At 41.9% G+C, this 24,834-nt stretch carries 25 protein-coding genes, 1 tRNA gene and 1 riboswitch; of the genes, 21 read left to right on the forward strand and 5 right to left on the reverse strand.

The window, feature by feature from the left end; genetic code table 11:
- Window positions 1-30 precede the first annotated feature (30 nt).
- Entirely contained in the window at window positions 31-1,284 is a 1,254-nt protein-coding gene (locus tag MK395_RS00245; protein ID WP_268711047.1) for a diaminopimelate decarboxylase, read from the forward strand.
- 123 nt (window positions 1,285-1,407) lie between these two features.
- On the forward strand, window positions 1,408-2,202 hold the full coding sequence (gene pflA, locus MK395_RS00250) for a pyruvate formate-lyase-activating protein (protein WP_033629301.1): 795 nt from the start codon (window positions 1,408-1,410) through the stop codon (window positions 2,200-2,202).
- Window positions 2,203-2,274: 72 nt separating this feature from the next.
- Here pflA and yidC read toward each other — a convergent pair whose 3' ends face one another.
- Window positions 2,275-3,204 carry a membrane protein insertase YidC gene (gene yidC, locus MK395_RS00255; protein ID WP_247929682.1) on the reverse strand — a complete coding sequence of 310 codons (930 nt, stop codon included), beginning with the start codon at window positions 3,202-3,204 and terminating at the stop codon, window positions 2,275-2,277.
- 77 nt (window positions 3,205-3,281) lie between these two features.
- Window positions 3,282-3,560, reverse strand: a complete 279-nt coding sequence (locus tag MK395_RS00260; RefSeq protein WP_001174608.1) for an acylphosphatase — start codon at window positions 3,558-3,560, stop codon at window positions 3,282-3,284.
- Window positions 3,561-3,593: 33 nt separating this feature from the next.
- Between MK395_RS00260 and MK395_RS00265 the strand changes: the two genes are divergently transcribed.
- From MK395_RS00265 to MK395_RS00315, 11 genes are all read left to right on the forward strand, one after another.
- Entirely contained in the window at window positions 3,594-4,334 is a 741-nt protein-coding gene (locus MK395_RS00265) for a TrmH family RNA methyltransferase (protein ID WP_268711048.1), read from the forward strand.
- A gap of 54 nt (window positions 4,335-4,388) precedes the next feature.
- Complete coding sequence (locus tag MK395_RS00270) at window positions 4,389-5,072, forward strand: Bax inhibitor-1/YccA family protein (protein WP_001076860.1); 684 nt, start codon at window positions 4,389-4,391, stop codon at window positions 5,070-5,072.
- 109 nt (window positions 5,073-5,181) lie between these two features.
- Window positions 5,182-6,174, forward strand: coding sequence for an aspartate--ammonia ligase (gene asnA / locus MK395_RS00275; RefSeq protein ID WP_000747998.1), 993 nt, complete (start codon window positions 5,182-5,184; stop codon window positions 6,172-6,174).
- Window positions 6,175-6,238: 64 nt separating this feature from the next.
- A complete protein-coding gene (gene rsmD, locus MK395_RS00280; RefSeq protein ID WP_049479465.1) occupies window positions 6,239-6,778 on the forward strand; it encodes a 16S rRNA (guanine(966)-N(2))-methyltransferase RsmD in 540 nt (179 codons plus the stop codon).
- A complete protein-coding gene (coaD, locus tag MK395_RS00285) occupies window positions 6,768-7,256 on the forward strand; it encodes a pantetheine-phosphate adenylyltransferase (protein WP_268711049.1) in 489 nt (162 codons plus the stop codon). Before rsmD ends, coaD begins: the two co-directional genes overlap by 11 nt.
- Complete coding sequence (locus MK395_RS00290; protein ID WP_049479467.1) at window positions 7,240-8,277, forward strand: SepM family pheromone-processing serine protease; 1,038 nt, start codon at window positions 7,240-7,242, stop codon at window positions 8,275-8,277. The genes coaD and MK395_RS00290 overlap by 17 nt, the downstream gene beginning before the upstream one ends.
- 55 nt (window positions 8,278-8,332) lie before the next feature.
- Complete coding sequence (locus MK395_RS00295) at window positions 8,333-8,563, forward strand: DUF1146 family protein (RefSeq protein WP_080980999.1); 231 nt, start codon at window positions 8,333-8,335, stop codon at window positions 8,561-8,563.
- 23 nt (window positions 8,564-8,586) lie between these two features.
- Window positions 8,587-9,870, forward strand: a complete 1,284-nt coding sequence (gene murA, locus MK395_RS00300) for a UDP-N-acetylglucosamine 1-carboxyvinyltransferase (protein WP_000411918.1) — start codon at window positions 8,587-8,589, stop codon at window positions 9,868-9,870.
- On the forward strand, window positions 9,857-10,051 hold the full coding sequence (locus tag MK395_RS00305; protein WP_000739701.1) for a DNA-directed RNA polymerase subunit beta: 195 nt from the start codon (window positions 9,857-9,859) through the stop codon (window positions 10,049-10,051). The genes murA and MK395_RS00305 overlap by 14 nt, the downstream gene beginning before the upstream one ends.
- A 40-nt stretch (window positions 10,052-10,091) precedes the next feature.
- On the forward strand, window positions 10,092-10,916 hold the full coding sequence (locus MK395_RS00310) for a DNA/RNA non-specific endonuclease (protein ID WP_000359005.1): 825 nt from the start codon (window positions 10,092-10,094) through the stop codon (window positions 10,914-10,916).
- Between the two features lie 135 nt (window positions 10,917-11,051).
- On the forward strand, window positions 11,052-12,383 hold the full coding sequence (locus MK395_RS00315) for a hemolysin family protein (RefSeq protein ID WP_268711050.1): 1,332 nt from the start codon (window positions 11,052-11,054) through the stop codon (window positions 12,381-12,383).
- Window positions 12,384-12,517: 134 nt separating this feature from the next.
- Here MK395_RS00315 and MK395_RS00320 read toward each other — a convergent pair.
- Window positions 12,518-12,588, reverse strand: a tRNA-Cys gene (locus tag MK395_RS00320).
- A 298-nt stretch (window positions 12,589-12,886) separates the two neighbouring features.
- On the opposite strand from MK395_RS00320, the gene MK395_RS00325 reads away from it, so the two are divergent.
- The 5 genes from MK395_RS00325 (at window position 12,887) to MK395_RS00345 (ending at window position 19,371) form a co-directional block, all read left to right on the forward strand.
- Window positions 12,887-14,866 (forward strand): peptide ABC transporter substrate-binding protein, encoded by a 1,980-nt coding sequence (locus MK395_RS00325; protein ID WP_049479469.1) that lies wholly within the window; start codon window positions 12,887-12,889, stop codon window positions 14,864-14,866.
- A gap of 66 nt (window positions 14,867-14,932) precedes the next feature.
- Entirely contained in the window at window positions 14,933-16,429 is a 1,497-nt protein-coding gene (locus tag MK395_RS00330) for an ABC transporter permease (protein ID WP_049520606.1), read from the forward strand.
- Window positions 16,429-17,355: an oligopeptide ABC transporter permease OppC gene (gene oppC / locus MK395_RS00335; RefSeq protein ID WP_000103692.1), complete on the forward strand. Its 927-nt coding sequence runs from the start codon at window positions 16,429-16,431 to the stop codon at window positions 17,353-17,355. Before MK395_RS00330 ends, oppC begins: the two co-directional genes overlap by 1 nt.
- Before the next feature lie 8 nt (window positions 17,356-17,363).
- Window positions 17,364-18,431 (forward strand): ABC transporter ATP-binding protein, encoded by a 1,068-nt coding sequence (locus MK395_RS00340; protein WP_084860336.1) that lies wholly within the window; start codon window positions 17,364-17,366, stop codon window positions 18,429-18,431.
- A 10-nt stretch (window positions 18,432-18,441) separates the two neighbouring features.
- Entirely contained in the window at window positions 18,442-19,371 is a 930-nt protein-coding gene (locus MK395_RS00345) for an ATP-binding cassette domain-containing protein (protein ID WP_001291311.1), read from the forward strand.
- Window positions 19,372-19,460: 89 nt separating this feature from the next.
- Here the strand turns inward: MK395_RS00345 and MK395_RS00350 are convergent, their stop codons facing one another.
- Both MK395_RS00350 and trkA read right to left on the reverse strand, forming a co-directional pair.
- Window positions 19,461-20,900, reverse strand: a complete 1,440-nt coding sequence (locus MK395_RS00350; RefSeq protein WP_084936813.1) for a TrkH family potassium uptake protein — start codon at window positions 20,898-20,900, stop codon at window positions 19,461-19,463.
- Between the two features lie 3 nt (window positions 20,901-20,903).
- Window positions 20,904-22,253 (reverse strand): Trk system potassium transporter TrkA, encoded by a 1,350-nt coding sequence (trkA, locus tag MK395_RS00355; RefSeq protein ID WP_084936814.1) that lies wholly within the window; start codon window positions 22,251-22,253, stop codon window positions 20,904-20,906.
- 399 nt (window positions 22,254-22,652) lie between these two features.
- Here trkA and MK395_RS00360 point away from each other — a divergent pair, with 399 nt between their 5' ends.
- The 3 genes from MK395_RS00360 (at window position 22,653) to MK395_RS00370 (ending at window position 24,772) form a co-directional block, all read left to right on the forward strand.
- Window positions 22,653-23,156, forward strand: a complete 504-nt coding sequence (locus MK395_RS00360) for a tRNA (cytidine(34)-2'-O)-methyltransferase (protein WP_000181361.1) — start codon at window positions 22,653-22,655, stop codon at window positions 23,154-23,156.
- A 40-nt stretch (window positions 23,157-23,196) separates the two neighbouring features.
- Window positions 23,197-23,415, forward strand: a riboswitch (FMN riboswitch).
- A 153-nt stretch (window positions 23,416-23,568) separates the two neighbouring features.
- Window positions 23,569-24,132 (forward strand): ECF transporter S component, encoded by a 564-nt coding sequence (locus tag MK395_RS00365; protein WP_268711051.1) that lies wholly within the window; start codon window positions 23,569-23,571, stop codon window positions 24,130-24,132.
- On the forward strand, window positions 24,122-24,772 hold the full coding sequence (locus MK395_RS00370; RefSeq protein WP_268711052.1) for a phosphatase PAP2 family protein: 651 nt from the start codon (window positions 24,122-24,124) through the stop codon (window positions 24,770-24,772). Before MK395_RS00365 ends, MK395_RS00370 begins: the two co-directional genes overlap by 11 nt.
- The last annotated feature ends 62 nt before the right edge of the window (window positions 24,773-24,834 follow it).

Consider the following 24,834-nt stretch of genomic DNA (forward strand, 5'->3'; position numbering starts at 1 on the left):
TTTCTTTGCAAACAGAATAGAAGGATGCTTATGAAAACACCATTTATCAGCCGTGAAGATTTAGAAACAATTGTTGCAGAGTTCCCGACTCCCTTTCACTTGTATGATGAGAAGGGGATTCGTGAAAAAGCAAGAGCAGTCAACCAGGCCTTTTCTTGGAATAAGGGATTCAAAGAATATTTTGCCGTCAAGGCCACTCCAACCCCAGCCATCTTGAAAATCCTCCAAGAGGAAGGTTGTGGTGTGGACTGTTCTAGTTATGTGGAACTTTTGATGAGCCATAAACTGGATTTCCCCGGTTCTGAGATCATGTTCTCATCAAACAATACGCCAGACCAAGAGTACGCTTATGCGCGTGAATTGGGTGCAACTATTAACTTGGATGCCTTTGAAGATATTGAACATCTGGAGCGTGCAGCAGGTATTCCAGAAATCATCTCTTGTCGTTACAATCCTGGAGGCGTTTTTGAGCTAGGAACAGATATCATGGACAATCCTGGAGAAGCCAAGTTTGGCATGACCAAGGACCAGCTTTTTGAAGCCTTTGCAGTTTTAAAGGAAAAAGGAGCCAAGACATTTGGGATTCACTCTTTCCTAGCATCCAATACTGTCATCCATCTCTACTACCCAGAGTTGGCGCGTCAGCTTTTTGAATTGGCTGTTGAAATCAAGGAAAAGTTGGGTATTTCGTTAGACTTTATCAATCTTTCCGGCGGTATTGGTGTCAACTATCGTCCTGAGCAGGAGCCAAATGACATTGCTGTGATTGGTGAGGGAGTTCGTAAGGTTTATGAGGAAGTCCTTACGCCAGCAGGTCTTGGTCAGGTTAAAATTTTCACCGAATTGGGCCGCTTTATGTTAGCCCCTCACGGAGCTTTGGTCACAAGAGTCACTCATAAGAAAAAAACTTACCGTACCTATCTAGGTGTGGATGCTTCAGCAGTCAACCTCATGCGTCCAGCCATGTATGGGGCCTACCACCATATCACTAATCTTACTCATCCAGACGGAGCTGTTGAGGTGGTAGACGTGGTCGGTTCACTCTGTGAAAACAATGATAAATTTGCGGTGAAGCGCGAACTACCTCATACAGAAATCGGTGATTTGCTGGTGATTCATGATACAGGTGCACATGGATTCTCCATGGGTTACCAGTACAATGCTAAACTACGCTCAGCAGAAATTCTCTATACCGAAGAAAGAAAAGCCCGCCAAATCCGCCGTGCAGAGCGCCCTGAGGACTATTTCGCAACCTTGTATGGTTTTGATTTTGAATCGGATTAGTAAAAGAAATTGAAAATGAAAGTGAAAAACAGATTGCTTTCTAAAAAATAGACAAAAAACCTTGTTTTTCCCCTTACTCGTGATATAATAAAACTATAAAACGGTTTCAAGGAAGGTGACGATATGTCTGAAGAAACAATTGACTATGGACAAGTGACAGGAATGGTGCATTCGACAGAGAGTTTTGGGGCGGTAGATGGCCCTGGGATTCGGTTTATTGTCTTTTTGCAGGGCTGTCACATGCGTTGCCAGTACTGTCATAACCCCGATACATGGGCGATGGAGACCAATAAATCACGCGAACGGACAGTAGACGATGTTTTGTCAGAAGCCCTTCGCTACCGTGGATTCTGGGGAGACAAGGGAGGAATCACTGTCAGTGGAGGAGAAGCCCTCTTACAGATTGATTTCTTGATTGCCCTCTTTACCAAGGCCAAGGAAAAAGGAATCCACTGTACCTTGGATACCTGTGCCCTTCCGTTCCGTAATAAACCACGTTATCTCGAAAAGTTTAATAAACTCATGGCGGTGACAGACTTGGTTCTCCTGGATATCAAGGAAATCAACGAAGAACAGCACAAGATTGTAACCAGTCAAACCAATAAGAACATCTTGGCCTGTGCCCAGTACCTATCAGATATTGGGAAGCCTGTTTGGATTCGCCACGTGCTGGTTCCGGGGTTGACAGACAGAGATGACGACCTGATCGAACTCGGTAAATTCGTTAAAACCCTCAAAAACGTTGACAAGTTTGAAATCCTACCTTATCACACGATGGGTGAGTTCAAATGGCGTGAACTTGGAATTCCTTATTCGCTTGAAGGGGTCAAACCTCCAACAGCAGACCGTGTTAAGAATGCCAAGGAATTGATGGATACAGAAAGTTATCAAGACTACATGAAACGTGTTCATGGATAAAAAAGAAGCCTGATGGAGACATCGGGCTTTTGTGATGCATAAAAAGCCTAGCTTTCAGCTAAGCTTTTTTTCTTATTTTCTAGAATGTTGTTTACCAGCATTGCGTTTTTTATGTTTCTTATTGGTCATGATCGCAGTTGCTTGGTTTGGAGTGACATCTTTGCGTCCGCCTCCAGTTGAAAACGAACTTGCTTTTGGTGGGTTTTTAGCAAATTCTTCACGAACTTTTTTGCGAAGTTTTGGACGAACAACATAGTTAACGATGAACTGTTGGAGAATCATCATGAAACCACCGACAACCCAGTAAAGCGTCACACTGGCTGGTGCGAAGAGGGAGAAGACGACAATCATGAGTGGACTCACGTAAATCATTCTTTTTAGTTGATCTCTTTGCATCTCGTCTTCTACTCCATGAAGTGAGAGGAGTGATTGGAGATAGTAGAGGATACCAGCGAAAGCGACAAGGAGCAGACTTGGTGAACCAAGATCGATACCCAAGAAGGTAGAGCTAGCTACTCCATCAGTGTATTGGGCTGCAAAGTAGATAGCAGAGAAGAAAGGCATTTGAATGAGGATAGGGAAACATCCTACACCACCGAACATGCTGATGCCATGTTCTTTCTGAGCTGCAAAGAGAGCTTGTTGGGCTTCTAGTTTTTCTTCCTGAGTTGTTGCTTCTTTGAGGCGTGTTTGATGTGGCTCAAGGACATGTTTGAGGGCATTCATCTTTTCAGAGTGAAGCGTTGCCTTCCATGATTGGTAGATACCAAGTGGCAAGATAATCAAACGTACGATAATGGTTACGATAATGATAGCCACACCAAAGCCTAGACCTTTATCAGTAGCGAAGTACTTGATAGCTTCAGCCATAGGTGCTCCGATGGTATTCCAAATCAATCCTGTGGGTTGTCCTGTTGCTTTGTCTACTTGGACACAGCCTGTCAAGACGAGTAGCAAAGCCACTCCCATAGCAGAGAGGGCAAAACGTTTAATAGATTTCAATGTTTTCATTCCTTCTTTAAAAATTATACCTTTCTATTCTACTGTTTTTTTGTAAAATATACAATAGTTCTAGAGACCTAATTTGCGACTTTGAAGTCCGAATAGGATGAAAAGTTGCTCATTTGTACATCTAGATAGGTAACTTTTGAAAAAGGTGTCGGACCTTTTCGGATTTCTTGGATAAATTTTGCCATAGTGGCAGAGGAGTCTGCCTGAGCAAGAATTTCCACTGTGCCATCGTCGTTATTCCAGACACGACCAGTGATGCCACCGATTTCAAGAGCTAAAGTACAAACACCCCAGCGAAAACCAACACCCTGCACCCTGCCTTGGGCAATCATTCTAACCTTTTGCATACCAAACCCCTTTGATTGTGTTATAATATTTCTATGACTATTATAACCTCAAAAGCCAATTCTGTGGTAAAAAATGCCAAGAAATTACATCAAAAAAAATATCGAAAGTCTGCTTATTTGATTGAGGGCTGGCACTTGTTTGAAGAAGCTGTTCAAGCAGGAGTGACGATTGAAAAGATCTTTGCCCTAGAAAGTTACCGAGATCAGCTAGCTGCTTTTCCTCAAACTATCTGGGTTTCAGAGGAGATTTTGCTGGATTTGGCAGATTCTCAAACACCACAGGGAATCGTAGCAATCGTCCAAAAAGAAGAAGTGGGTCTGCCCGATCTCCATCAGGGCAAGTTTCTATTTTTAGAGGATGTTCAAGATCCTGGTAATGTGGGCACCATGATTCGGACGGCGGATGCGGCAGGTTTTACAGGGGTTATTGTTTCAGACAAGTCAGCAGATATATACAGTCTCAAGACCCTGCGTTCCATGCAAGGAAGTCATTTTCATTTGCCTATCTATCGTATGCCTCTTGTCAGCTTTGTAGAAGAGGCAAAGAAGAGCAATTTGCCCATTCTGGCAACGACCTTATCGAGAGAGTCAAAGGATTATCGTGAGCTTTCTTCACTAGAGAACTTTGTTTTAGTCATGGGAAATGAAGGGCAGGGGATTAGTTCTGTCATGGCTGAGAGTGCTGATCAGCTGGTTCATATTGGCATGAAAGGCCGAGCAGAAAGTCTCAACGTAGCAGTTGCAGCAGGAATTTTGATGTTTTATTTTAGCTAATTTATAAAATCTTTGTTATAATCAAGACATATTTATAGAAAAAGGAGAATCAGAATGAATCAAACGATTATTCAAGAACGTTCAGGTCTTAATCAATTTTACGCTAAGGTTTATGCTTTTGTGGGACTTGGGATTGGTCTATCGGCTCTCGTGTCAGCTTTGATGTTGACAGTCTTCCAAGCTCAATTGACTTACTTTTTAATGCATGGCCGTCTCTGGTTGATGATTGCAACTTTTGCAGAACTTGGTTTAGTCTTTGTTGCAAGTAGCATGGCTACAAAAAATAGCCCAGCAGCTCTCCCAGTATTTTTAGTTTATTCTGTTTTAAATGGCTTTACGCTCAGCTTTGTCGTAGCCCTCTATACACCTGGGACCGTCTTATCAGCCTTTGTATCCAGTGCCCTTCTCTTCTTTGTCATGGCGGCAATCGGAATTTTCACCAAGAAAGATTTGAGTGGAATGGGACGAGCTCTGATGGCTGCGCTTGTCGGGTTAATTATTGCCATGGTCGTTAACCTCTTTCTAGCCAATAGTTTCTTTGACTACATGATTAGTATTGCCATGGTCTTGGTTTTCTCAGGTTTGATTGCTTGGGACAACCAAAAGATTCGCTATGTTTATGAGCAGTCACGAGGGCAAGTAGCGACAGGATGGGTCATCTCAATGGCGCTCAGCATCTATCTAGACTTTATCAACCTCTTCCTTAGCATCTTACGAATCTTTGGTCGAAATGATTAATGAATGACAGAGTCAGTGTTCAAAAGAGCACTGACTTTTTCTTATTTACTCTTTTCTTTTCTTGGAAATAGGTGTATAATGCTTTTAACTAATTTTTGAGGAGCTGTTTATGAAGAAAAGTTTTATTCATCAACAAGAAGAAATTTCCTTTGTGAAGAACACTTTTACCCAGTATTTGAAAGATAAGTTAGAAGTTGTTGAAGTTCAAGGTCCTATCTTGAGCAAGGTCGGGGATGGGATGCAGGACAACCTATCAGGTGTCGAAAATCCAGTATCTGTCAAGGTTTTGCAGATTCCAGATGAAACCTATGAAGTCGTTCACTCACTTGCCAAATGGAAACGCCACACCTTGGCTCGTTTTGGTTTCGGTGAAGGTGAGGGTCTATTTGTTCACATGAAGGCCCTTCGTCCAGACGAAGATTCGCTTGATGCGACCCACTCAGTTTATGTGGACCAGTGGGACTGGGAGAAGGTTATCCCAAATGGTCAACGCAATATCGCCTATCTCAAAGAAACCGTTGAGAAGATTTACAAGGCTATTCGTCTGACAGAGCTAGCCGTAGAAGCCCGCTATGATATCGAATCCATCTTGCCAAAGCAAATCACCTTTATCCATACAGAAGAGTTGGTAGAACGTTACCCAGACTTGACACCAAAAGAGCGTGAAAATGCAATCTGTAAAGAGTTTGGTGCAGTCTTCTTGATTGGTATCGGTGGCGAGTTGCCTGACGGAAAACCTCATGATGGCCGTGCACCTGACTACGATGACTGGACAACAGAGTCTGAAAATGGCTACAAGGGGTTGAATGGCGATATTCTCGTTTGGAACGAATCTCTTGGTTGTGCCTTTGAACTTTCATCAATGGGGATTCGGGTAGATGAGGATACCCTTCGTCGCCAAGTGGCTCTTACAGGAGACGAAGATCGTCTTGAGCTGGAATGGCATAAAGCCCTGCTTAACGGCCTTTTTCCACTGACAATCGGTGGAGGGATCGGACAGTCTCGGATGGCCATGTTCCTTCTTCGTAAGAAACACATCGGAGAGGTTCAGACCAGTGTTTGGCCTCAAGAAGTTCGCGATACGTACGAAAATATTTTGTAGAGAATCGAACCGCAAGGTTCGGTTTTCTTTCTCTTTTTGCCTATAATTTGGTATAATAAACGGTATGAAAATCGTATCAGGAATCTATGGAGGGCGTCCTCTCAAGACGCTAGAAGGAAAGACGACGAGGCCGACATCTGATAAGGTGAGAGGAGCTATCTTTAACATGATAGGTCCCTATTTTGAGGGTGGTCGTGTCTTGGATCTCTATGCTGGCAGTGGCGGTCTGTCTATTGAAGCTGTGTCAAGAGGGATGTCCAGTGCTGTCTTAGTGGAACGGGATAGAAAGGCCCAAGCAGTCATCACTGAAAATATTCAAATGACCAAAGAAGTTTCCAAATTTCAGCTCTTAAAGATGGAGGCTGACCGAGCTCTAGAGCAAGTCGGAGGGACATTTAATCTGGTCTTTTTAGACCCTCCCTACGCAAAAGAACAAATCGTTTCAGATATCGTAAAAATGGCAGAAAGAAATCTCTTCTCCCAAGAAGTCATGGTCGTCTGCGAAACAGATAAGTCTGTAGAACTTCCAGAAGAAATTGCCTGCTTAGGTATCTGGAAGGAAAAAATATATGGGATTAGTAAGGTGACAGTCTATGTCAGATAAAATTGGATTATTTACAGGTTCATTTGATCCAATGACAAATGGACATCTGGATATGATTGAACGTGCCAGCAAACTCTTTGATAAGCTCTATGTCGGGGTTTTCTACAATCCCCACAAACAAGGTTTTCTCCCTGTTGAAAATCGCAAACGAGCAGTTGAAAAAGCCGTAGAACATTTAGAAAATGTAGAGGTCCTGTCTTCTCATGACCAACTAGTCGTCGATGTTGCAAGGAGACTGGGAGCCAAAACTCTTGTCCGTGGCTTGCGAAATGCTACAGACTTGCAATATGAGGCTAGTTTTGACTACTACAATCATCAACTGGCTTCAGAAATCGAAACCATTTACCTATATAGTCGCCCAGAGCATCTCTATGTCAGCTCGTCAGCCATGAGAGAACTTCTGAAGTTTGGTCAGGAGATTCAGCAATATGTTCCAAACAGTGTTGTGGAGGAATTAGAACATGAAGAAAAAAACTAGATGGCCCTTATATGTCATCCTAGCACTAGTATTGACTTTTTTAGCCTTTGTAGTACCTTTACCTTACTACATAGAAGTTCCAGGTGGAGCGGAAGATATTCGTCAAGTTTTAAAAGTCAATGAAACAGAAGATACAGAAGCAGGAGCTTACCAGTTTGTGACAGTTGGGATTCGACATGCAACCCTATCGCACCTTGTCTATGCTTGGTTAACACCCTTTACGGATATTAGAAGTGCCAAGGAGACTACGGGTGGCTCTACTGATGCAGAGTTTATGCGGATCAATCAATTCTACATGCAAACTTCTCAAAACATGGCCAAGTATCAAGGACTGAAGACTGCTGGAAAAGATATTGAACTCAAATATCTGGGAGTTTATGTCTTGACCGTGACAGACAATTCAACTTTTAAGGGCATTCTGAACATTGCAGATACCGTGACGGCTGTTAATGACAAAACATTTGACAGTTCAAAAGACTTGGTCGACTATGTCAATTCTCAACAATTAGGGGATACGGTCAAGGTAACCTATGAAGAAGACGGAAAAGTCAAGTCTGCTGAAGGTAAAATTATCACTCTCGAAAACGGGAAAAACGGGATTGGGATTGGTTTGATTGACCGTACGGAAGTGACCAGTGATGTTCCCATTCGCTTCTCTACAGCTGGTATCGGCGGGCCAAGTGCTGGTCTCATGTTTAGTCTCGCTATTTACACCCAGATAGCAGATCCAGGACTTCGTAATGGCCGCATCGTTGCGGGAACAGGAACCATTGATCGGGACGGAAATGTTGGCGACATTGGTGGAATTGACAAAAAAGTAGTTGCAGCCTCTCGTCAGGGAGCCAACGTCTTTTTTGCTCCTGACAATCCAGTCACCGAGGAAGCGAAAAAAGCAGATCCTAATGCGAAAAGCAACTATGAAACAGCCCTAGACGCCGCCAAAGCCATCAAGACAGAGATGAAAATCGTGCCCGTTAAAACCTTGCAGGATGCGATTGATTACCTTAAAAACAACCCCTAATTCGTAGAAAAATCGAAAACTAGCGCGCAAGCGGATAAGATGGTATAATAGTCAAATGGTTCAATTATTATTCACTCTAAGCAGTCATATGCTCTTTATTTATTTGAGTTTTTACCTTTTAAAGGATCTTGTGAGATGGGAAAAGGTTTTAAAAGTAACTGCTATTAACACAAAAAAAGTTCGTTTGTTGGTAGGCTTCTTTAGTATTGTGATGGGCTACATCTTGAGTTCGTTCTTTATCAGTTTGTACCAACTGTGGCAAGAAGCGCTTAGAGGACTATTATAAAATCAAAAGTAAAGGAAACAGCTATGGAAAAAATTGTGGTTCAAGGCGGAGATAATCGTCTGGTCGGGAGTGTGACGATCGAGGGAGCAAAGAATGCAGTCTTGCCCTTGTTGGCAGCGACTATTCTAGCAAGCAAGGGTAAGACAGTCTTGCAGAACGTCCCAATCTTGTCAGATGTTTTCACCATGAATCAAGTGGTTCGAGGTCTGAATGCCAAGGTGGACTTTGATGAGGAAGCTCATGTTGTCGAGGTTGATGCGACTGGTGATATCACGGAGGAAGCTCCATACAAGTATGTCAGCAAGATGCGGGCATCCATCGTTGTCTTGGGACCAATCCTTGCTCGTGTAGGCCATGCCAAAGTTTCTATGCCAGGGGGATGTACCATCGGGAGTCGTCCCATCGACCTCCACCTCAAAGGTTTGGAAGCTATGGGGGCAAAGATTACCCAGACAGCTGGTTACATCGAAGCTAAGGCAGAACGCCTGCATGGCGCTCATATCTACATGGACTTCCCAAGTGTTGGCGCAACACAAAACCTCATGATGGCGGCAACTCTAGCTGATGGAGTGACGGTCATTGAAAATGCTGCGCGTGAGCCAGAAATTGTTGACCTCGCTATTCTCCTTAATGAGATGGGAGCTAAGGTCAAGGGAGCTGGTACCGAAACCATCACAGTGACTGGTGTCGAGGAACTCCATGGAACAACTCATAATGTGGTACAGGATCGTATCGAAGCAGGAACCTTTATGGTGGCGGCAGCTATGACTGGTGGAGATGTTCTCGTTCGTGATGCCGTCTGGGAACACAATCGCCCCTTGATTTCAAAACTACTTGAAATGGGTGTTGAAGTGACAGAGGAATCAGAAGGTATCCGTGTTCGTTCTCAACTTGAAAATCTCAAGGCTGTTCATGTAAAAACCTTACCGCACCCAGGATTCCCAACAGATATGCAGGCACAATTTACAGCTCTGATGACCGTCGCAAAAGGGGAATCCACCATGGTGGAGACGGTGTTTGAGAATCGCTTCCAACACTTGGAGGAAATGCGCCGTATGGGCTTGCATTCAGAGATTATCCGTGACACAGCTCGTATTGTTGGGGGACAAGCTTTACAGGGGGCAGAAGTTTTATCAACGGACCTTCGCGCTAGTGCTGCTTTGATTTTGACAGGTCTGGTGGCACAGGGAGAAACAGTTGTTGGTAAGCTAGTTCACCTTGATAGAGGTTACTACCGTTTCCATGAGAAATTGGCTCAGCTAGGAGCGAAGATTCAGCGAATCGAGGCAAATGATGAAGAAGAATAAAAACTTACGCTATGTACTCCGTCGTTTACTGTTGATTTTTATCGTACTATTGCTAGGCTTTCTGGCTTTAGGAATCGGCTTGATGGTTGGTTATGGCATCCTAGGAAAGGGACAGGATCCATGGGCTATATTGTCTCCAGCAAAGTGGCAGGAATTGATTAGCAAATTTACAGGAAATTAGACTGGGAGACCAGTCTTTTTCTAAAGAAATAAGGAGAAAAATGGACAAAAAAACAAGACAAGCTCTGATAGGATTACTTCTATTCTTACTCTTGGCTGCTGGAAGCTACTACATCAAGCAGATGCAGTCAGTACCAAATAGCCCTAGAACCAAGGTTAGTCAGAAAAAACAAGCTTCAGAAGCACCCAGTCAGGAGCTAGCTGAAAGTGTCTTAACTGAGTCAATCAAAAATCAAATCAAGGGGGGGCTCGAGTGGAATGGAGCAGGGGCCTTCATTGTCAATGGCAATAAAACCAATCTAGATGCCAAGGTTTCTAGCAAACCCTATGCGGATAATAAGACAAAGATAGTTGGAAAAGAAACAGTCCCGACTGTTGCCAATGCCATCTTATCCAAAGCGACTCGGCAGTATAAGAACCGTGAAGAAACAGGCAACGGCTCAACCTCCTGGACGCCACCAGGATGGCATCAGGTCAAGAATCTAAAGGGAGCCTATACACACGCAGTAGATAGGGGGCACTTATTGGGTTATGCCTTGATAGGTGGGTTAGATGGCTTTGATGCTTCTACCAGCAATCCCAAGAACATTGCAGTCCAGACAGCTTGGGCCAACCAAGCACAGGCTGAGGATTCGACAGGTCAGAACTACTATGAGAGTTTGGTCAGAAAAGCCTTGGACCAAAATAAGAGGGTCCGTTATCGCGTGACGCTCCACTATGCGACAAATGAGGACCTAGTTCCATCCGCTTCACAAATCGAAGCCAAGTCTTCAGATGGCGAATTGGAATTCAATGTCCTAATCCCCAATGTTCAAAAGGGAATCCAGCTTGATTACCAAACGGGTCAAGTAACAGTGACGGATTAGAAACAATAGATACAATAAAAATAGCTCCTTTGTCTTCTAGAGGCAGGGGAGTTGTTCTTTAAATGAAAAATAATGTGAATCCTGATGGATTTTATGATATAATGGAACACAAGATACTATTTTAGGAGAAGGACTATGGAAGACCCGAGCAGTCAGAATTTGTTGCTACAGTTTGTATTGTTATTTATCTTGACCCTGTTAAATGCCTTTTTCTCAGCTACAGAAATGGCTATGGTGTCACTAAATCGTGCCCGAGTAGAGCAAAAAGCAGAAGAAGGCGATAAACGCTATATCCGTTTGTTAAAGGTACTTGAAAATCCTAACCACTTTTTATCAACCATTCAAGTCGGTATCACCTTAATCACGATCTTATCAGGGGCAAAATTGGCAGATACACTTGGACAAGTAATTGCATCTTGGATAGGAAATAGTGAAACAGCTTACGCTATTGCAAGTTTTCTATCTTTAGCGTTTTTGACCTATATTTCTATTGTCTTTGGGGAACTCTATCCTAAACGGATTGCCCTTAATCTGAAAGATACCTTGGCTATCCGAACAGCACCAGTCATTATTGGCTTGGGGAAAATTGTCAGCCCCTTTGTTTGGCTTCTGTCAGCTTCAACTAATCTATTGAGCCGTGTGACGCCAATGACCTTTGATGATGCGGATGAAAAAATGACTCGAGATGAAATTGAGTACATGTTGACTAAGAGCGAAGAAACACTGGATGCAGATGAAATTGAAATGCTACAGGGGATCTTTTCTCTAGATGAACTAATGGCTCGTGAGCTAATGGTTCCTCGGACAGATGCCTTTATGGTGGACATTCAGGATGATAGTCAAACCATTATCCAAAGTATTTTAAAACAAAATTTCTCACGTATCCCTGTTTATGATGGGGATAAAGACAATGTGATTGGTTTGATTCATACCAAGCGTTTGCTAAACGCTGCCTATGCAGATGGCTTTGAAAATATTGTCTGGAAGAAGATCTTACAAGATCCACTCTTTGTTCCTGAAACTATTTTTGTGGATGACTTGCTAAAAGAATTGCGAAATACCCAAAGACAAATGGCCATTTTGCTCGATGAATACGGTGGTATGGCTGGTTTGGTAACTCTGGAAGATCTTCTAGAAGAGATTGTCGGAGAAATCGACGACGAGACAGACCGAGCAGAAATCGAAGTCCATCAAATCGGTGAGGACACCTATATTGCACAGGGAACCATGAATCTTAACGACTTCAATAACTACTTTGGTGTCGAACTAGAAAGCGATGATGTGGATACCATCGCCGGTTATTATTTGACGGGTGTTGGTACGATTCCAACAACTGAAAAAATCAGTTATGAACTGGTCAGTCAAAACAAACAAATCGTCCTGACCAATGATAAGGTGAAAAATGGACGTGTTACCAAGGTAAAAGTTCAAATTACAGAACTAGAACCTGAAGAAGAAACAGAATAAAGCAGTGACTTGAGTCACTGCTTTTTGTAAATCTAGATGGTAGATACAGTTATCCCCACTTATTAGGAATAACAGAAAAAGCCCGATTTTACGGGCTTTTCATTTGGTTAATTCCTGTTCATTCAGGTACTGAAAGGCGGTAGACGGATTTGAACCGACGATCAAGCTTTTGCAGAGCCGTGCCTTACCACTTGGCTATACCGCCTCAACGTTTATTATTATACCTTGAAAATCATTTCCCGTCAATAGTTTCTTATTCTAAAATCCAATTTAGGAAAACAGATGATGATCGAAGAAGTGAGAAAAAGCTTGTAAAAATCCCTTTCTAAAGAAGATCAGACTAGAAAGTATTTCTTGCAGAAACAAACAAAGAATGCAGAAATTTTGACAAATAGAAGTTTTTTGAGGAAATGCGCCAAAATATTCTGAAAATTCGTTTACTTTTTAAAAAATATATGTTATAATTTCCAATAAGCCTAAATTTTTCAAGAGGAGTTAAAAACATGAAAAAAAGTAGAGTATTTGTTGCAGCAGGTGTTGCTTTATTAGCGGCAGGAGTACTAGCTGCTTGTGGTTCTTCAAAATCATCTGATTCAACAGCGCCAAAAAATTATGGCTATGTTTATACAGCTGACCCAGAAACGTTGGATTACCTCATTTCAGGGAAACAAAGTACTAAGGTCGCCACTTCAAATGGTATCGATGGTCTTTTCACAAACGACAAGTATGGGAATTTAGTTCCTGCAGTTGCAGAAGACTGGTCAGTTTCAAAAGATGGTTTGACTTATACCTACAAGATTCGTAAAGGTGTCAAATGGATGACATCTGATGGCGAAGAGTATGCTGAAGTGACAGCTAAAGACTTTGTAAATGGTTTGAAACACGCAGCTGACAATAAATCAGCAGCTAAGTATCTAGCAGAAGATTCAGTTAAAGGTCTAGCTGACTATATAGCTGGAAACAATAAAGATTTTGCTTCAGTCGGTGTAAAAGCAGTTGATGATTACACCCTTGAATACACTTTGAACAAACCAGAACCATACTGGAACTCTAAGCTGGCCTACTCAATCTTCTGGCCATTGAACGAAGAATTTGAAAAATCAAAAGGATCTGATTTTGGTAAAGCGACTGACCCTACATCATTGCTTTACAATGGACCATTCTTGCTGAGAGGTTTGACTGCTAAGTCATCTATCGAATTTGTGAAGAATGAAAACTATTGGGACAAAGACAATGTTCATCTTGATAAAGTAACACTTGCTTACTATGATGGTTCAGATCAAGAATCAATTGAACGTAACTTTACAAGTGGGGCTTATAGCTATGCCCGTCTCTTCCCAACAAGTTCAAACTACTCTAAGGTAGAAGAAACATACAAAGACAATATCTACTACACTCCATCAGGTCCAGGTATTGGTGGTTTGGGTGTAAATATTGACCGTCAAGGTTACAAATACACTTCTAAGACAACTGATGAAGAGAAGATTTCTACTAAGAAAGCCCTTCTTAACAAGGACTTCCGTCAGGCTTTGAACTTTGCCTTTGACCGTACTTCTTACTCAGCACAAATTAACGGTAAGGAAGGTGCTCCTCTTGCAGTTCGTAACCTCTTTGTGAAACCAGACTTTGTCTCTGCAGGCGAAAAAACTTTCGGTGACTTGGTAACTGAAAAGATGGCTGCTTACGGTGATGAATGGAAGAATGTAAACTTTGCGGATGGTCAAGATGGACTTTTCAACGCCGATAAAGCCAAAGCTGAATTTGCCAAAGCTAAAACAGCATTGGAAGCAGAAGGTGTGAAATTCCCTATCCACTTGGATATCCCAGTAGACCAAACATCTAAAAACTATATCGCACGTATTCAATCCTTCAAACAATCCGTTGAGACAGTACTTGGAGAAGAAAACGTAGTCATCGATATCCAACAAATCACTACAGATGAACTACAGAATATTACATACTATGCAGCAAGCGCTGCGGCAGAAGATTGGGATCTCTCAGGTGCTGTTGGATGGAACCCTGACTATGAAGATCCATCAACTTACCTTGATATCTTGAAAACAACGAATGCTGAACAAACAAAAACCTATATGGGTTACGAAGGTGCAGATAATGCTGCAGCAGCTCAAGTTGGTTTGAAAGAATACGATAAGTTAGTTGATGAAGCAGGAAAAGAAACAAGTGACTTGAATGTTCGTTATGAAAAATATGCGGCTGCCCAAGCTTGGTTGACAGATAGCTCACTCTTCTTGCCAGCTATGTCATCAAGTGGTGCTGCACCAATCATTTCTCGTGTTGTGCCTTTCTCTGCATCATACAGTCAATCTGGAGATAAGGGCTCAGACGTATACTTCAAGTATATTCAGTTACAAGATAAGGTTGTAACAAAAGCTGACTATGAACAAGCTCGTGAAAAATGGCTCAAAGAGAAAAAAGAATCAAACGAAAAAGTTCAAAAAGAATTGGCTAATCACGTTAAATAAATAACTCTCAAGAGAACTTTCTCTCCATGAGGAGAAGGTTCTTTTGGGATTTTAAAAGGAAACGATATGAAGAAATATATTTTTATGCGTGTATTGCGTTCATTGTTGTCTATTTTCTTGGTGACAACTTTGACCTACACAATTATCTATACGATGGTTCCTCGAAAACTGATTTTCAAGCAGGATACCAACTATAACAAGATTGCAACGACACCGGATAAGCGGGATAATTATGAAAATACCGTTTATGAACGGATGGGCTATATCGAGTACTACGATACCAAAGAGTTGCAAGAAAGAGCTAGCACGATGGACTCATCTGTAACAGTGGATGCCAATGATACCAATAAGGCAATCTACGAAAAATACATCAACCAACTAGGAAATGGTTGGACACTCGGTGTGTTCTCAGAAAGTGGTCAATTCTATGCTACGCGTGAAATTCCAATTTTTGAACGTGTTTTCAAATTCTATGCCAACTTGATTGATATTGATCATCCAAACAAGATCCAGGACCCTGAAAATCCAAACTTGGAACGCTATCTTCGTTTTGAAAATGACCCTGCTATCGGTTGGTCATTGGTTGGCTCAGGTACAAAACATAAATACCTTTTGTATTTCAACAATCAATTTCCATTTGTACACCAAAACTTTGTGAACATTAACTTGGGTGACTCTTACCCAACTTATGCAAACACACCAGTGCTTCAAGTTATCACACAAGGTCAGGGACAAACTAAGACATCAGAAGTTCAATTCCCTACAGGTAAAAAGACTTCATCTGTAGATATCTACTCTCGTACCTACAAATCTCCAAGTCAAGCAGATGCGCGTGAGGTAGCCAACTATGGTAAGGATGATCCATATACAGCTACAGAAAGCAATTACCAATACCCATCAATGATTGCAAGCTCAGCGGTTGCTGGTTTGATTGGTTTGATTATTTCTTATGCGATTGCGATTCCACTTGGATCTGCTATGGCTCGCCACAAGAATACTTGGATTGATAGCTTCTCGACAGGTGCTCTAACCTTCTTGCTTGCTCTTCCAACGATTGCCTTGGTTTACATCGTCCGCTTGATTGGATCATCCATTGGTCTGCCTGACTCATTCCCTATTTTGGGTGCTGGAGATTGGCGTTCTTATGTCTTGCCAGCAGTTATTCTAGGTTTGTTGGGTGCACCAAGTACGGCTATCTGGATTCGTCGTTACATGATCGACTTGCAATCTCAGGACTTCGTTCGTTTTGCTCGTGCAAAAGGTTTGTCTGAAAAAGAAATTTCAAATAAACACATCTTTAAAAATGCCATGGTTCCTTTGGTTTCAGGTATTCCTGGTGCCGTAATCGGAGTTATCGGTGGTGCAACATTGACAGAAACGGTCTTCGCTTTCCCAGGTATGGGTAAAATGTTGATTGATTCTGTTAAGGCATCAAACAACTCAATGGTAGTTGGTCTTGTCTTCATCTTCACATGTATTTCTATCTTCTCACTCTTTGTAGGTGATATCTGGATGACCATGCTTGACCCACGTATTAAATTGACAGAGAAAGGAGGCAAATAATGTCAACAATCGATAAAGAAAAATTTCAGTTCGTAAAACGTGACGATTTTGCCTCTGAAACAATTGATGCTCCTGCCTATTCATACTGGGGTTCTGTATTTAGACAATTTCTAAAGAAAAAATCAACCGTCTTTATGCTAGGAATTTTGGTTGCTATTATCTTGATGAGCTTTATTTACCCAATGTTCTCAGATTTTGACTTCAACGATGTAAGTAAGGTCAATGACTTCTCTGCTCGTTTTATCAAGCCCAATGCTGAACATTGGTTTGGTACAGATAGCAATGGTAAATCCTTGTTTGACGGGGTTTGGTTTGGTGCGCGTAACTCTATCCTCATCTCTGTAATTGCAACTTTTATCAACCTTGTGATTGGGGTTATTGTTGGTGGAATCTGGGGAATTTCAAAATCCGTTGACCGCGTCATGATGGAGGTTTATAACATTATTTCAAACATTCCATCCCTCTTGATTGTCATTGTCTTGACTTACTCAATTGGTGCTGGTTTCTGGAATTTGATTTTTGCCATGAGTGTGACAACTTGGATTGGGATTGCTTATATGATTCGTATCCAAATCATGCGTTACCGTGACTTGGAATACAACCTTGCTTCTCAAACACTTGGAACACCAACCTTTAAAATCATTGTTAAAAACATCATGCCACAATTGGTATCTGTTATTGTTTCTACGATGACCTTGATGTTGCCAAGTTTTATCTCTTATGAAGCCTTCCTTTCCTTCTTTGGATTGGGATTGCCTGTAACAGTGCCAAGTTTGGGACGTTTGATCTCAGATTACTCACAAAACGTTACGACCAACGCTTACTTGTTCTGGATTCCATTGACAACCTTGATCTTGGTATCCCTATCTCTTTTCGTTGTTGGTCAAAACCTAGCGGATGCTAGTGATCCACGTACACATAGATAGGAGTAGACATGACAAAAGAAAGTAATGTAATTTTGACTGCTCGTGATATTGTCGTGGAATTTGACGTTCGTGACAAAGTTCTGACGGCTATCCGAGGAGTTTCTCTAGACTTGATTGAAGGAGAAGTTCTTGCCTTGGTAGGTGAGTCTGGTTCTGGTAAATCTGTTTTAACAAAAACCTTTACAGGGATGTTAGAAGACAATGGACGTATTGCCCAAGGAAGCATCGACTATCGTGGACAAGACTTGACCGCTCTTACTTCTAACAAGGAATGGGAGAAGATTCGTGGTGCTAAAATTGCGACTATCTTCCAAGACCCTATGACAAGTTTGGACCCAATCAATACAATCGGTAGCCAAATCACTGAAGTGATCATTAAACACCAAGGGAAAACAGCCAAGGAAGCCAAAGAGATGGCAATCGACTATATGAACAAGGTCGGAATTCCAGATGCTGAAAAACGTTTTGAAGAGTATCCTTTCCAATATTCTGGAGGGATGCGTCAACGTATTGTTATCGCGATTGCCCTTGCATGTCGTCCAGATATCTTGATCTGTGACGAGCCGACAACGGCCCTTGATGTAACCATTCAAGCGCAAATCATTGATTTGCTTAAAACCTTGCAAAATGAGTACCACTTTACCATTATCTTTATCACCCATGACCTTGGTGTGGTAGCAAGTATTGCCGATAAGGTAGCGGTTATGTATGCTGGTGAAATTGTAGAATACGGTACTGTTGAGGAAGTCTTCTACGATCCACGTCATCCATATACTTGGAGTCTCTTGTCTAGCTTGCCACAGCTTGCTGATGATAAAGGGGAATTGTACTCTATCCCAGGAACACCACCGTCTCTTTATACTGAGTTGAAAGGTGATGCCTTTGCCCTTCGTTCAGATTATGCGATGCAAATTGATTTTGAAGAGAAGGCACCTCAGTTTTCAGTCACTGATACCCACTGGGCTAAGACTTGGTTGCTTCATGAGAATGCTCCTAAAGTTGAAAAACCTGGAGTCATTGCAGATTTGCATGACAAGATTCGTGATAAAATGGGCTTTGCTCATCTAGAAGACTAGGAGGAAGGGAATGTCTGAAAAATTAGTAGAAATTAAAGATTTAGAAATTTCCTTCGGTGAAGGAAGTAAGAAGTTTGTTGCGGTTAAAAACGCCAACTTCTTTATCAACAAGGGAGAAACATTCTCTCTTGTAGGTGAGTCTGGTAGTGGGAAAACAACGATTGGTCGTGCTATTATTGGTCTAAATAATACTAGTAAAGGTGAGATCATCTTTGATGGTCATAAGATTAATGGGAAGAAATCTCATAAGGAATCATCAGATTTGATCCGTCGTATCCAGATGATTTTCCAGGACCCTGCAGCTAGCTTGAATGAGCGTGCGACAGTTGACTATATCATCTCTGAAGGTCTTTACAACTATCACTTGTTTAAAGATGAAGAAGATCGAAAAGAAAAAGTTCAAAAGATGATTCATGAAGTTGGACTTTTGAAAGAACACTTGACCCGTTACCCACACGAGTTTTCTGGTGGTCAACGCCAGCGTATCGGGATTGCCCGTGCTCTTGTGATGGAACCTGATTTCGTTATTGCGGATGAGCCAATTTCAGCCTTGGACGTATCAGTGCGTGCGCAAGTCTTGAACTTGCTCAAGAAGTTCCAAAAAGAGTTGGGCTTGACCTATCTCTTTATCGCCCATGACTTGTCAGTTGTTCGCTTTATCTCAGATCGTATCGCGGTTATCTATAAGGGAGTTATCGTCGAAGTGGCGGAGACAGAGGAGTTGTTTAACAATCCTGTCCACCCATACACTCAAGCGCTTCTATCTGCTGTACCGATTCCAGATCCAATCTTGGAACGCAAGAAGGTCTTGAAAGTTTACGATCCTGACCAACATGACTATGAGACAGACAAGCCATCTATGGTAGAAATTCGTCCAGGTCACTATGTTTGGGCCAATCAAGCAGAAGTTGCTCGATACAAAGAAGCTCTTAAAAAATAAACAGACTAGGAGAGGGCCGAAAGGTCTTCTCATTTTTAATAGAAAAAATTCCCCTTCTACTAGCTTGTAAAAGGGGAATTGTATTATCATTAACGTTTAGACCAGGTACGTTTCATAAAGAGTAGCAAAATTGGGTATATCTCTAAACGACCTGCAATCATTGCAAAGGAGAGTAGGATTTTAGAGATGGGACTAAAGATGGCAAAACTCGAGGTTGTACCTAGAATAGGTCCGATATTGTTAAAACAGCTGAAGACCGCACTGGTCACGACTAGAAAATCATTGCTATCAAGACTGACGATAAAGATGAGGGAGAGAATAATCATCATATAGATAGCAAAATATTTAAGAATCTTGTGCTGGGTATCCTTATCAATCACAGTTTTATTGACGTGTAGAGTCAAAACACGGTGAGGGGATAAGATGGACAAAATTTGATTTTTAGCAATTTTCGTGAGGATCAGTCCACGGATAATTTTGAGACCACCTGCAGTTGAGCCAGCTGATCCACCGATTCCCATGAGGAAGAGGAGGATAAATTGGGAGAAGAGGGGCCAGTTGGTAATATCTCCGTAACCAAAACCTGTTGTCGTGATGATATTGGAAACCTGGAAGAAGGCCATTTCAACACTCTTAGAGACACCTTGATAGAGGTGGAGTGTATTAAGCGTAATCAAGCCTGTAGAAACTAGGACAATGATGATATATGCTCGTAGTTCTTCATCTCCCAAGAAAGCCTTAACCCGACGGAGCATGAGGTAGTAGTAGAGATTGAAGTTAACTCCAAAAACCAGAACTCCGATACTAACTAGATAGGTGATGAGCGAGCTACCATAGTGGGCAATTCCGTCGTTATAGACGGTAAAGCCCCCAGTTCCTGCCGTTCCCATAGCGATGACAAAACTATCATAGAGAGGCATGCCTGCTAGATAGTAGATAACCACAAAAAGGGAGAAGAGAGCCAGATAAAGCAGATAGAGAATCTGGGCAGTGTTTTTTAGCTTGGATACGACCTTGCCAAAGACAGGTCCAGGGACCTCAGCCTTCATCACCTCCAAGTGACTATTCTTGGCATTGTCCATAATGGCAAGTGCAAAGACGAGTACCCCCATCCCTCCGATCAAGTGGGTGAAACTTCTCCAGAAGAGGAGGGAACGAGTGAGAACGGAAACATCTGTTAGGATAGTAGCACCAGTCGTTGTAAATCCAGAACTGATTTCAAAGAAGGCATCGATGATGCTGGGGATTTGTCCTGAAAAGACAAAGGGGAGGCCACCAAAGAAAGACCATAGAATCCAACAGAGAGCAACAATTAAGACCCCTTCCTTGGCATAAATCCGCTGATTTTTCGGTTTCCGTAAAACGCCTAGACCACCGAGAAGGACTAAAATTCCAATCGTAGAAAAGAGAGCGATAAATACTTGACTGGATTCTTGGTAATAGATCGCTACACTAACAGGGACTAGGAGAAGAACAGCCTCAATCAAGAGAAGTTTTGAGAGGAGGTAACGAATCATACTTTTATTCATTTTTTACCTCTCAATCAAATCATAAATTTTGGTGATATTTGGCAATAAGGTCGTCACGAGTAACTTGTCTCCCACCTCAAGCATATCCTCTCCAGTAGGGAAGATTGTTTTTCCTTTTCGGATAATGGCTGCAATGAGAACCCCTTTTTTCAATTTCAACTGTGATAGAGGTTTGGCAGTCATTTTATTAGCTTCCTTGATTTGGAATTGGAGAGTTTCAATTTGACCGTTTGCGAGATGGTGCATGGCTTGAAGGTCTGAGTACTGAGCGTTTACTCGACCGCGGATAAAGTGCATAATGGTATCCACTGCGATGCTTTTTGGTGTGATGATACTTGAAAAATCAGGTGCGTGGATAATCTCTAGAAGGCTTGTTCGGTTGACCTTGGTGATATTCTTACGGACACCAACACGGTCAAGAAACATAGAAGTGATGATATTTTCCTCATCAACTCCAGTCAAGGTTGCGACTGCATCATAGTGGGGAGCACTTTCTTCCAGCAAAATGTCTTTTGCAGTTCCATCTCCTTGGACAATATAGAGATTGGGGAACTTTTCACTGAAGAAACGAGCTCTTTCAGGATTAATCTCGATGACCTTGGTATCAATGCGACTGTCTTTTAAAATGCCAAGCAGATAATAAGCGATTTTTCCAGCTCCAACGATAAGTAAGCTTTTCACTGCACGAGATTTAAAATAGTTATGGAAAAGCATCATATCTACACGATTTCCCGTAACAAAAATCCTATCCTTGTCTTGGATAATAACATCACCGCTTGGAATCATAAGTTGATGATCCCTCTCCATAGCACAGACAATGATGTTACCAAATTTTTTACGGAAGTCTGAGATTGGCATTTGACAAAGACCGCTAGAGTCCTTGACAACAAATTCCATGAGACTGACCCGACCTCCAGCAAATCGTTCGACAGAGAGGGCATTAGGGAAATCAATGATATTTGAGATCGCACGCGCTGCCAGGAGCTCTGGATTAACAATAAGTGAAAATCCAAGAATATTTTTCTCTTTAAAATAGGCATTAGAGTATTCAGGATTTCGCACCCGAACGATGGTTTCTTTAGCGCCCATTTTTTTAGCAAGTACCGCTGAAATCATATTCACTTCATCGTGTTCGGTTAGGGCGATAAAGATATCGCACTCTTGGACACCGGCTTGCTCTAAGATGGCAAAGTCAGCACCATTTCCAAGGAGACCTATGATATCATAGCGACTGACAATGTGATTGAGGACAGCCTCATCTTGTTCGATGAGGACAACGTCATGGTTTTCTGCAACCAGTGAACGACAGAGGGCGAAACCAACTTTCCCTCCACCAACAAGGACAATTTTCATATAAAAAACCTACTTTTTCATGATGTAACTATCATACCCTTTTTTAGCAAAAAATGCACTTGCTAAGGCGATTTTTAGGGGAAGAAAGGCTTTTTTCAAGTTTTGAAGATACAATTGTTTAACTGCTATGACAATGTCCCTGATTTGAAGTGATTTGGCTCTTTTATATACCTTTTCAGAAAGGGAATAACCAAACATGAAAATATCATCAAAAAAAGTAAAAAAATCAAGTCGTTTCTATTGACAATGATTCTGAAAGTGTTATACTAAGGAAGTAGTTTCGCTGATTTACTTCAAACCTGTTGTGAGGTAAGTTAACGACGCCTTAACCACGCTGTTTGCTGAGCTTGACTCCGGGCAGTGTGGCTATTTTTTTGCAATGGTAAAAGGAAACCCGTCATGACAAATCACATTGTATTATTTGAACCTCAGATTCCGCAAAATACAGGTAACATTGCGCGTACCTGCGCTGCGACCAATTCTCCCCTCCACATCATTAAACCAATGGGCTTTCCCATTGATGATCGCAAGATGAAACGGGCTGGTTTGGATTATTGGGATAAGTTAGAGATTCATTTTTATGATAACTTGGCAGACTTTATGTCTCAGATGAAAGGACAAGTCTATCTGATTTCGAAATTTGCTGAGAAAGTGTATTCTGAGGTGGATTTATCGACTGACGAAGACCACTATTTTCTTTTCGGACGTGAAGACAAGGGCTTGCCAGAGGACTTTATGCGTGAACATCCTGAGACAGCTCTCCGCATTCCTATGAACGATGAACATGTCCGCAGTCTCAATGTTTCCAATACCGTATGCATGATTGTTTATGAAGCCCTCCGCCAGCAGAACTTTGCAGGTCTTGAGCTTGTTCACACCTATGAAGCAGATAAATTGAAATAATCAAAATGCTTGCACTTGCAAGCGTTTTTTGTTATGATAAAGGGGTCTTCAGGGCAGGGTGAAATTCCCGACCGGCGGTAAATTTGACTAGCTATTTTAGCTTTCTCGTCGTTGTCTTGTCTCGATATACTTTAAGTATTATCTTCGACTACAACGCCTAGATTAATCCAAAATATCTTAGTTAAAGAAGTCCGCGAGCGCAAGCTGATGTGGTGCGATTCCACAACCGACAGTATAGTCTGGATGGGAGAAGACGAAAGAATGGCTTTGTCTGTTCTGATGAGTTTATAGATGAATTGCAACCGCTTGCTCAAAAGAGTGAGAGGGAGCTTTTGGGATATAAAAAGTGAGAATAGATAGAGGGATCCTTTCCAACTTCTTCTGATTTTATAGAAAATTGGAGGAACCTGTTATGACAAACACACGTCGACTTTCGACCATTGCGATTTTATCAGCCATTTCATTTGTGCTGATGTACTTTGACTTTCCGCTCTTGCCAGCTGCGACCTTCCTCAAGATCGAGTTTAGTATCTTGCCAGTCCTTGTGGGCTTGGTGGTGATGGATTTGCCAGCTGCTCTAGGAATTCTCTTGATGCGCTCACTCTTGAAGTTGCTTCTGAATAGCCAAGGAGTGAATACTTACATTGGGTTGCCAATGAATATCATAGCTTTGGGAGTTTTTGTCATCGTATTTGCTATGATTTGGAAAAAGGAACGAACAACCCTTAGTTTCCTACTAGGCTCTCTCGCTGGAACTATTGGTTTGACTGTGGCAATGTTGGTTCTCAACTATGTCTATGCGGTTCCTTTATACGCGCAGTTTGCCAACTTTGATATTAGAGAAATTATAGGACTTTCTAACTACTTGATGACTATGGTTTTACCTTTTAACCTGATTGAAGGTATCATCTTTGCCGTTTCATTCTGGTTGTTATACGTCCTCTTGAAACCAACCTTAAAACATTATGAGAGATAAACAAACATTTTTAATGAAGGGCAGTTTTGCCCTTTTACTTTTCGTCCTTCTTGGCTATATGGTTAAGTTCTATCCTGAAACGTTGGTCGGTTTTGATCAACCGCTTCAGACAGCTATTCGTGGGGATTTACCAGATTATTTGACAGTTCTGTTCCGAGCCCTTACACATTTGATTGATATCCCAGTGATTATCACCTGGGTTGCCATCGCAGCTGTTATCTTTTATCGTAAGCAGTGGAAGATAGAAAGCTACTTCATGGCGGGCAATCTAGCCTTAGCCGGTCTTTTGATTGTGACCTTTAAAAATATTTACCAGCGCCCACGACCAGCTATCTTACACCTAGTCGAGGAGAAGGGATTTTCCTTCCCAAGTGGGCATTCTCTGGCTGTAACTTTGATGGTAGGCACTTTGATTGTCATTCTCAGTCAACGGATGAAAGATCCGGTTTGGAGAAAAGTTGTGCAAATTGTCCTTGGCTTCTACCTCGTCAGTGTGCTTCTATCTCGGGTCTATCTGGGAGTTCACTACCCATCAGATGTGCTTGCCAGTTTCTGTGTAGGTTTGGGAGTCTTGTTTATCGAATTTCCTTTCTATGACAAGCTTCGCTTCCAATGGCGATTTAAAGGCAAGCAGAAGTGAGATAGGTCTTGCAAGAATGGTAAAAATCTGATAAACTAAGTAGTAATTGAATAGGAATCCGC

Origin of the sequence: Streptococcus oralis, assembly GCF_026782085.1 — a bacterium.
GTDB classification, from domain to species: Bacteria; Bacillota; Bacilli; order Lactobacillales; family Streptococcaceae; genus Streptococcus; species Streptococcus oralis_DA.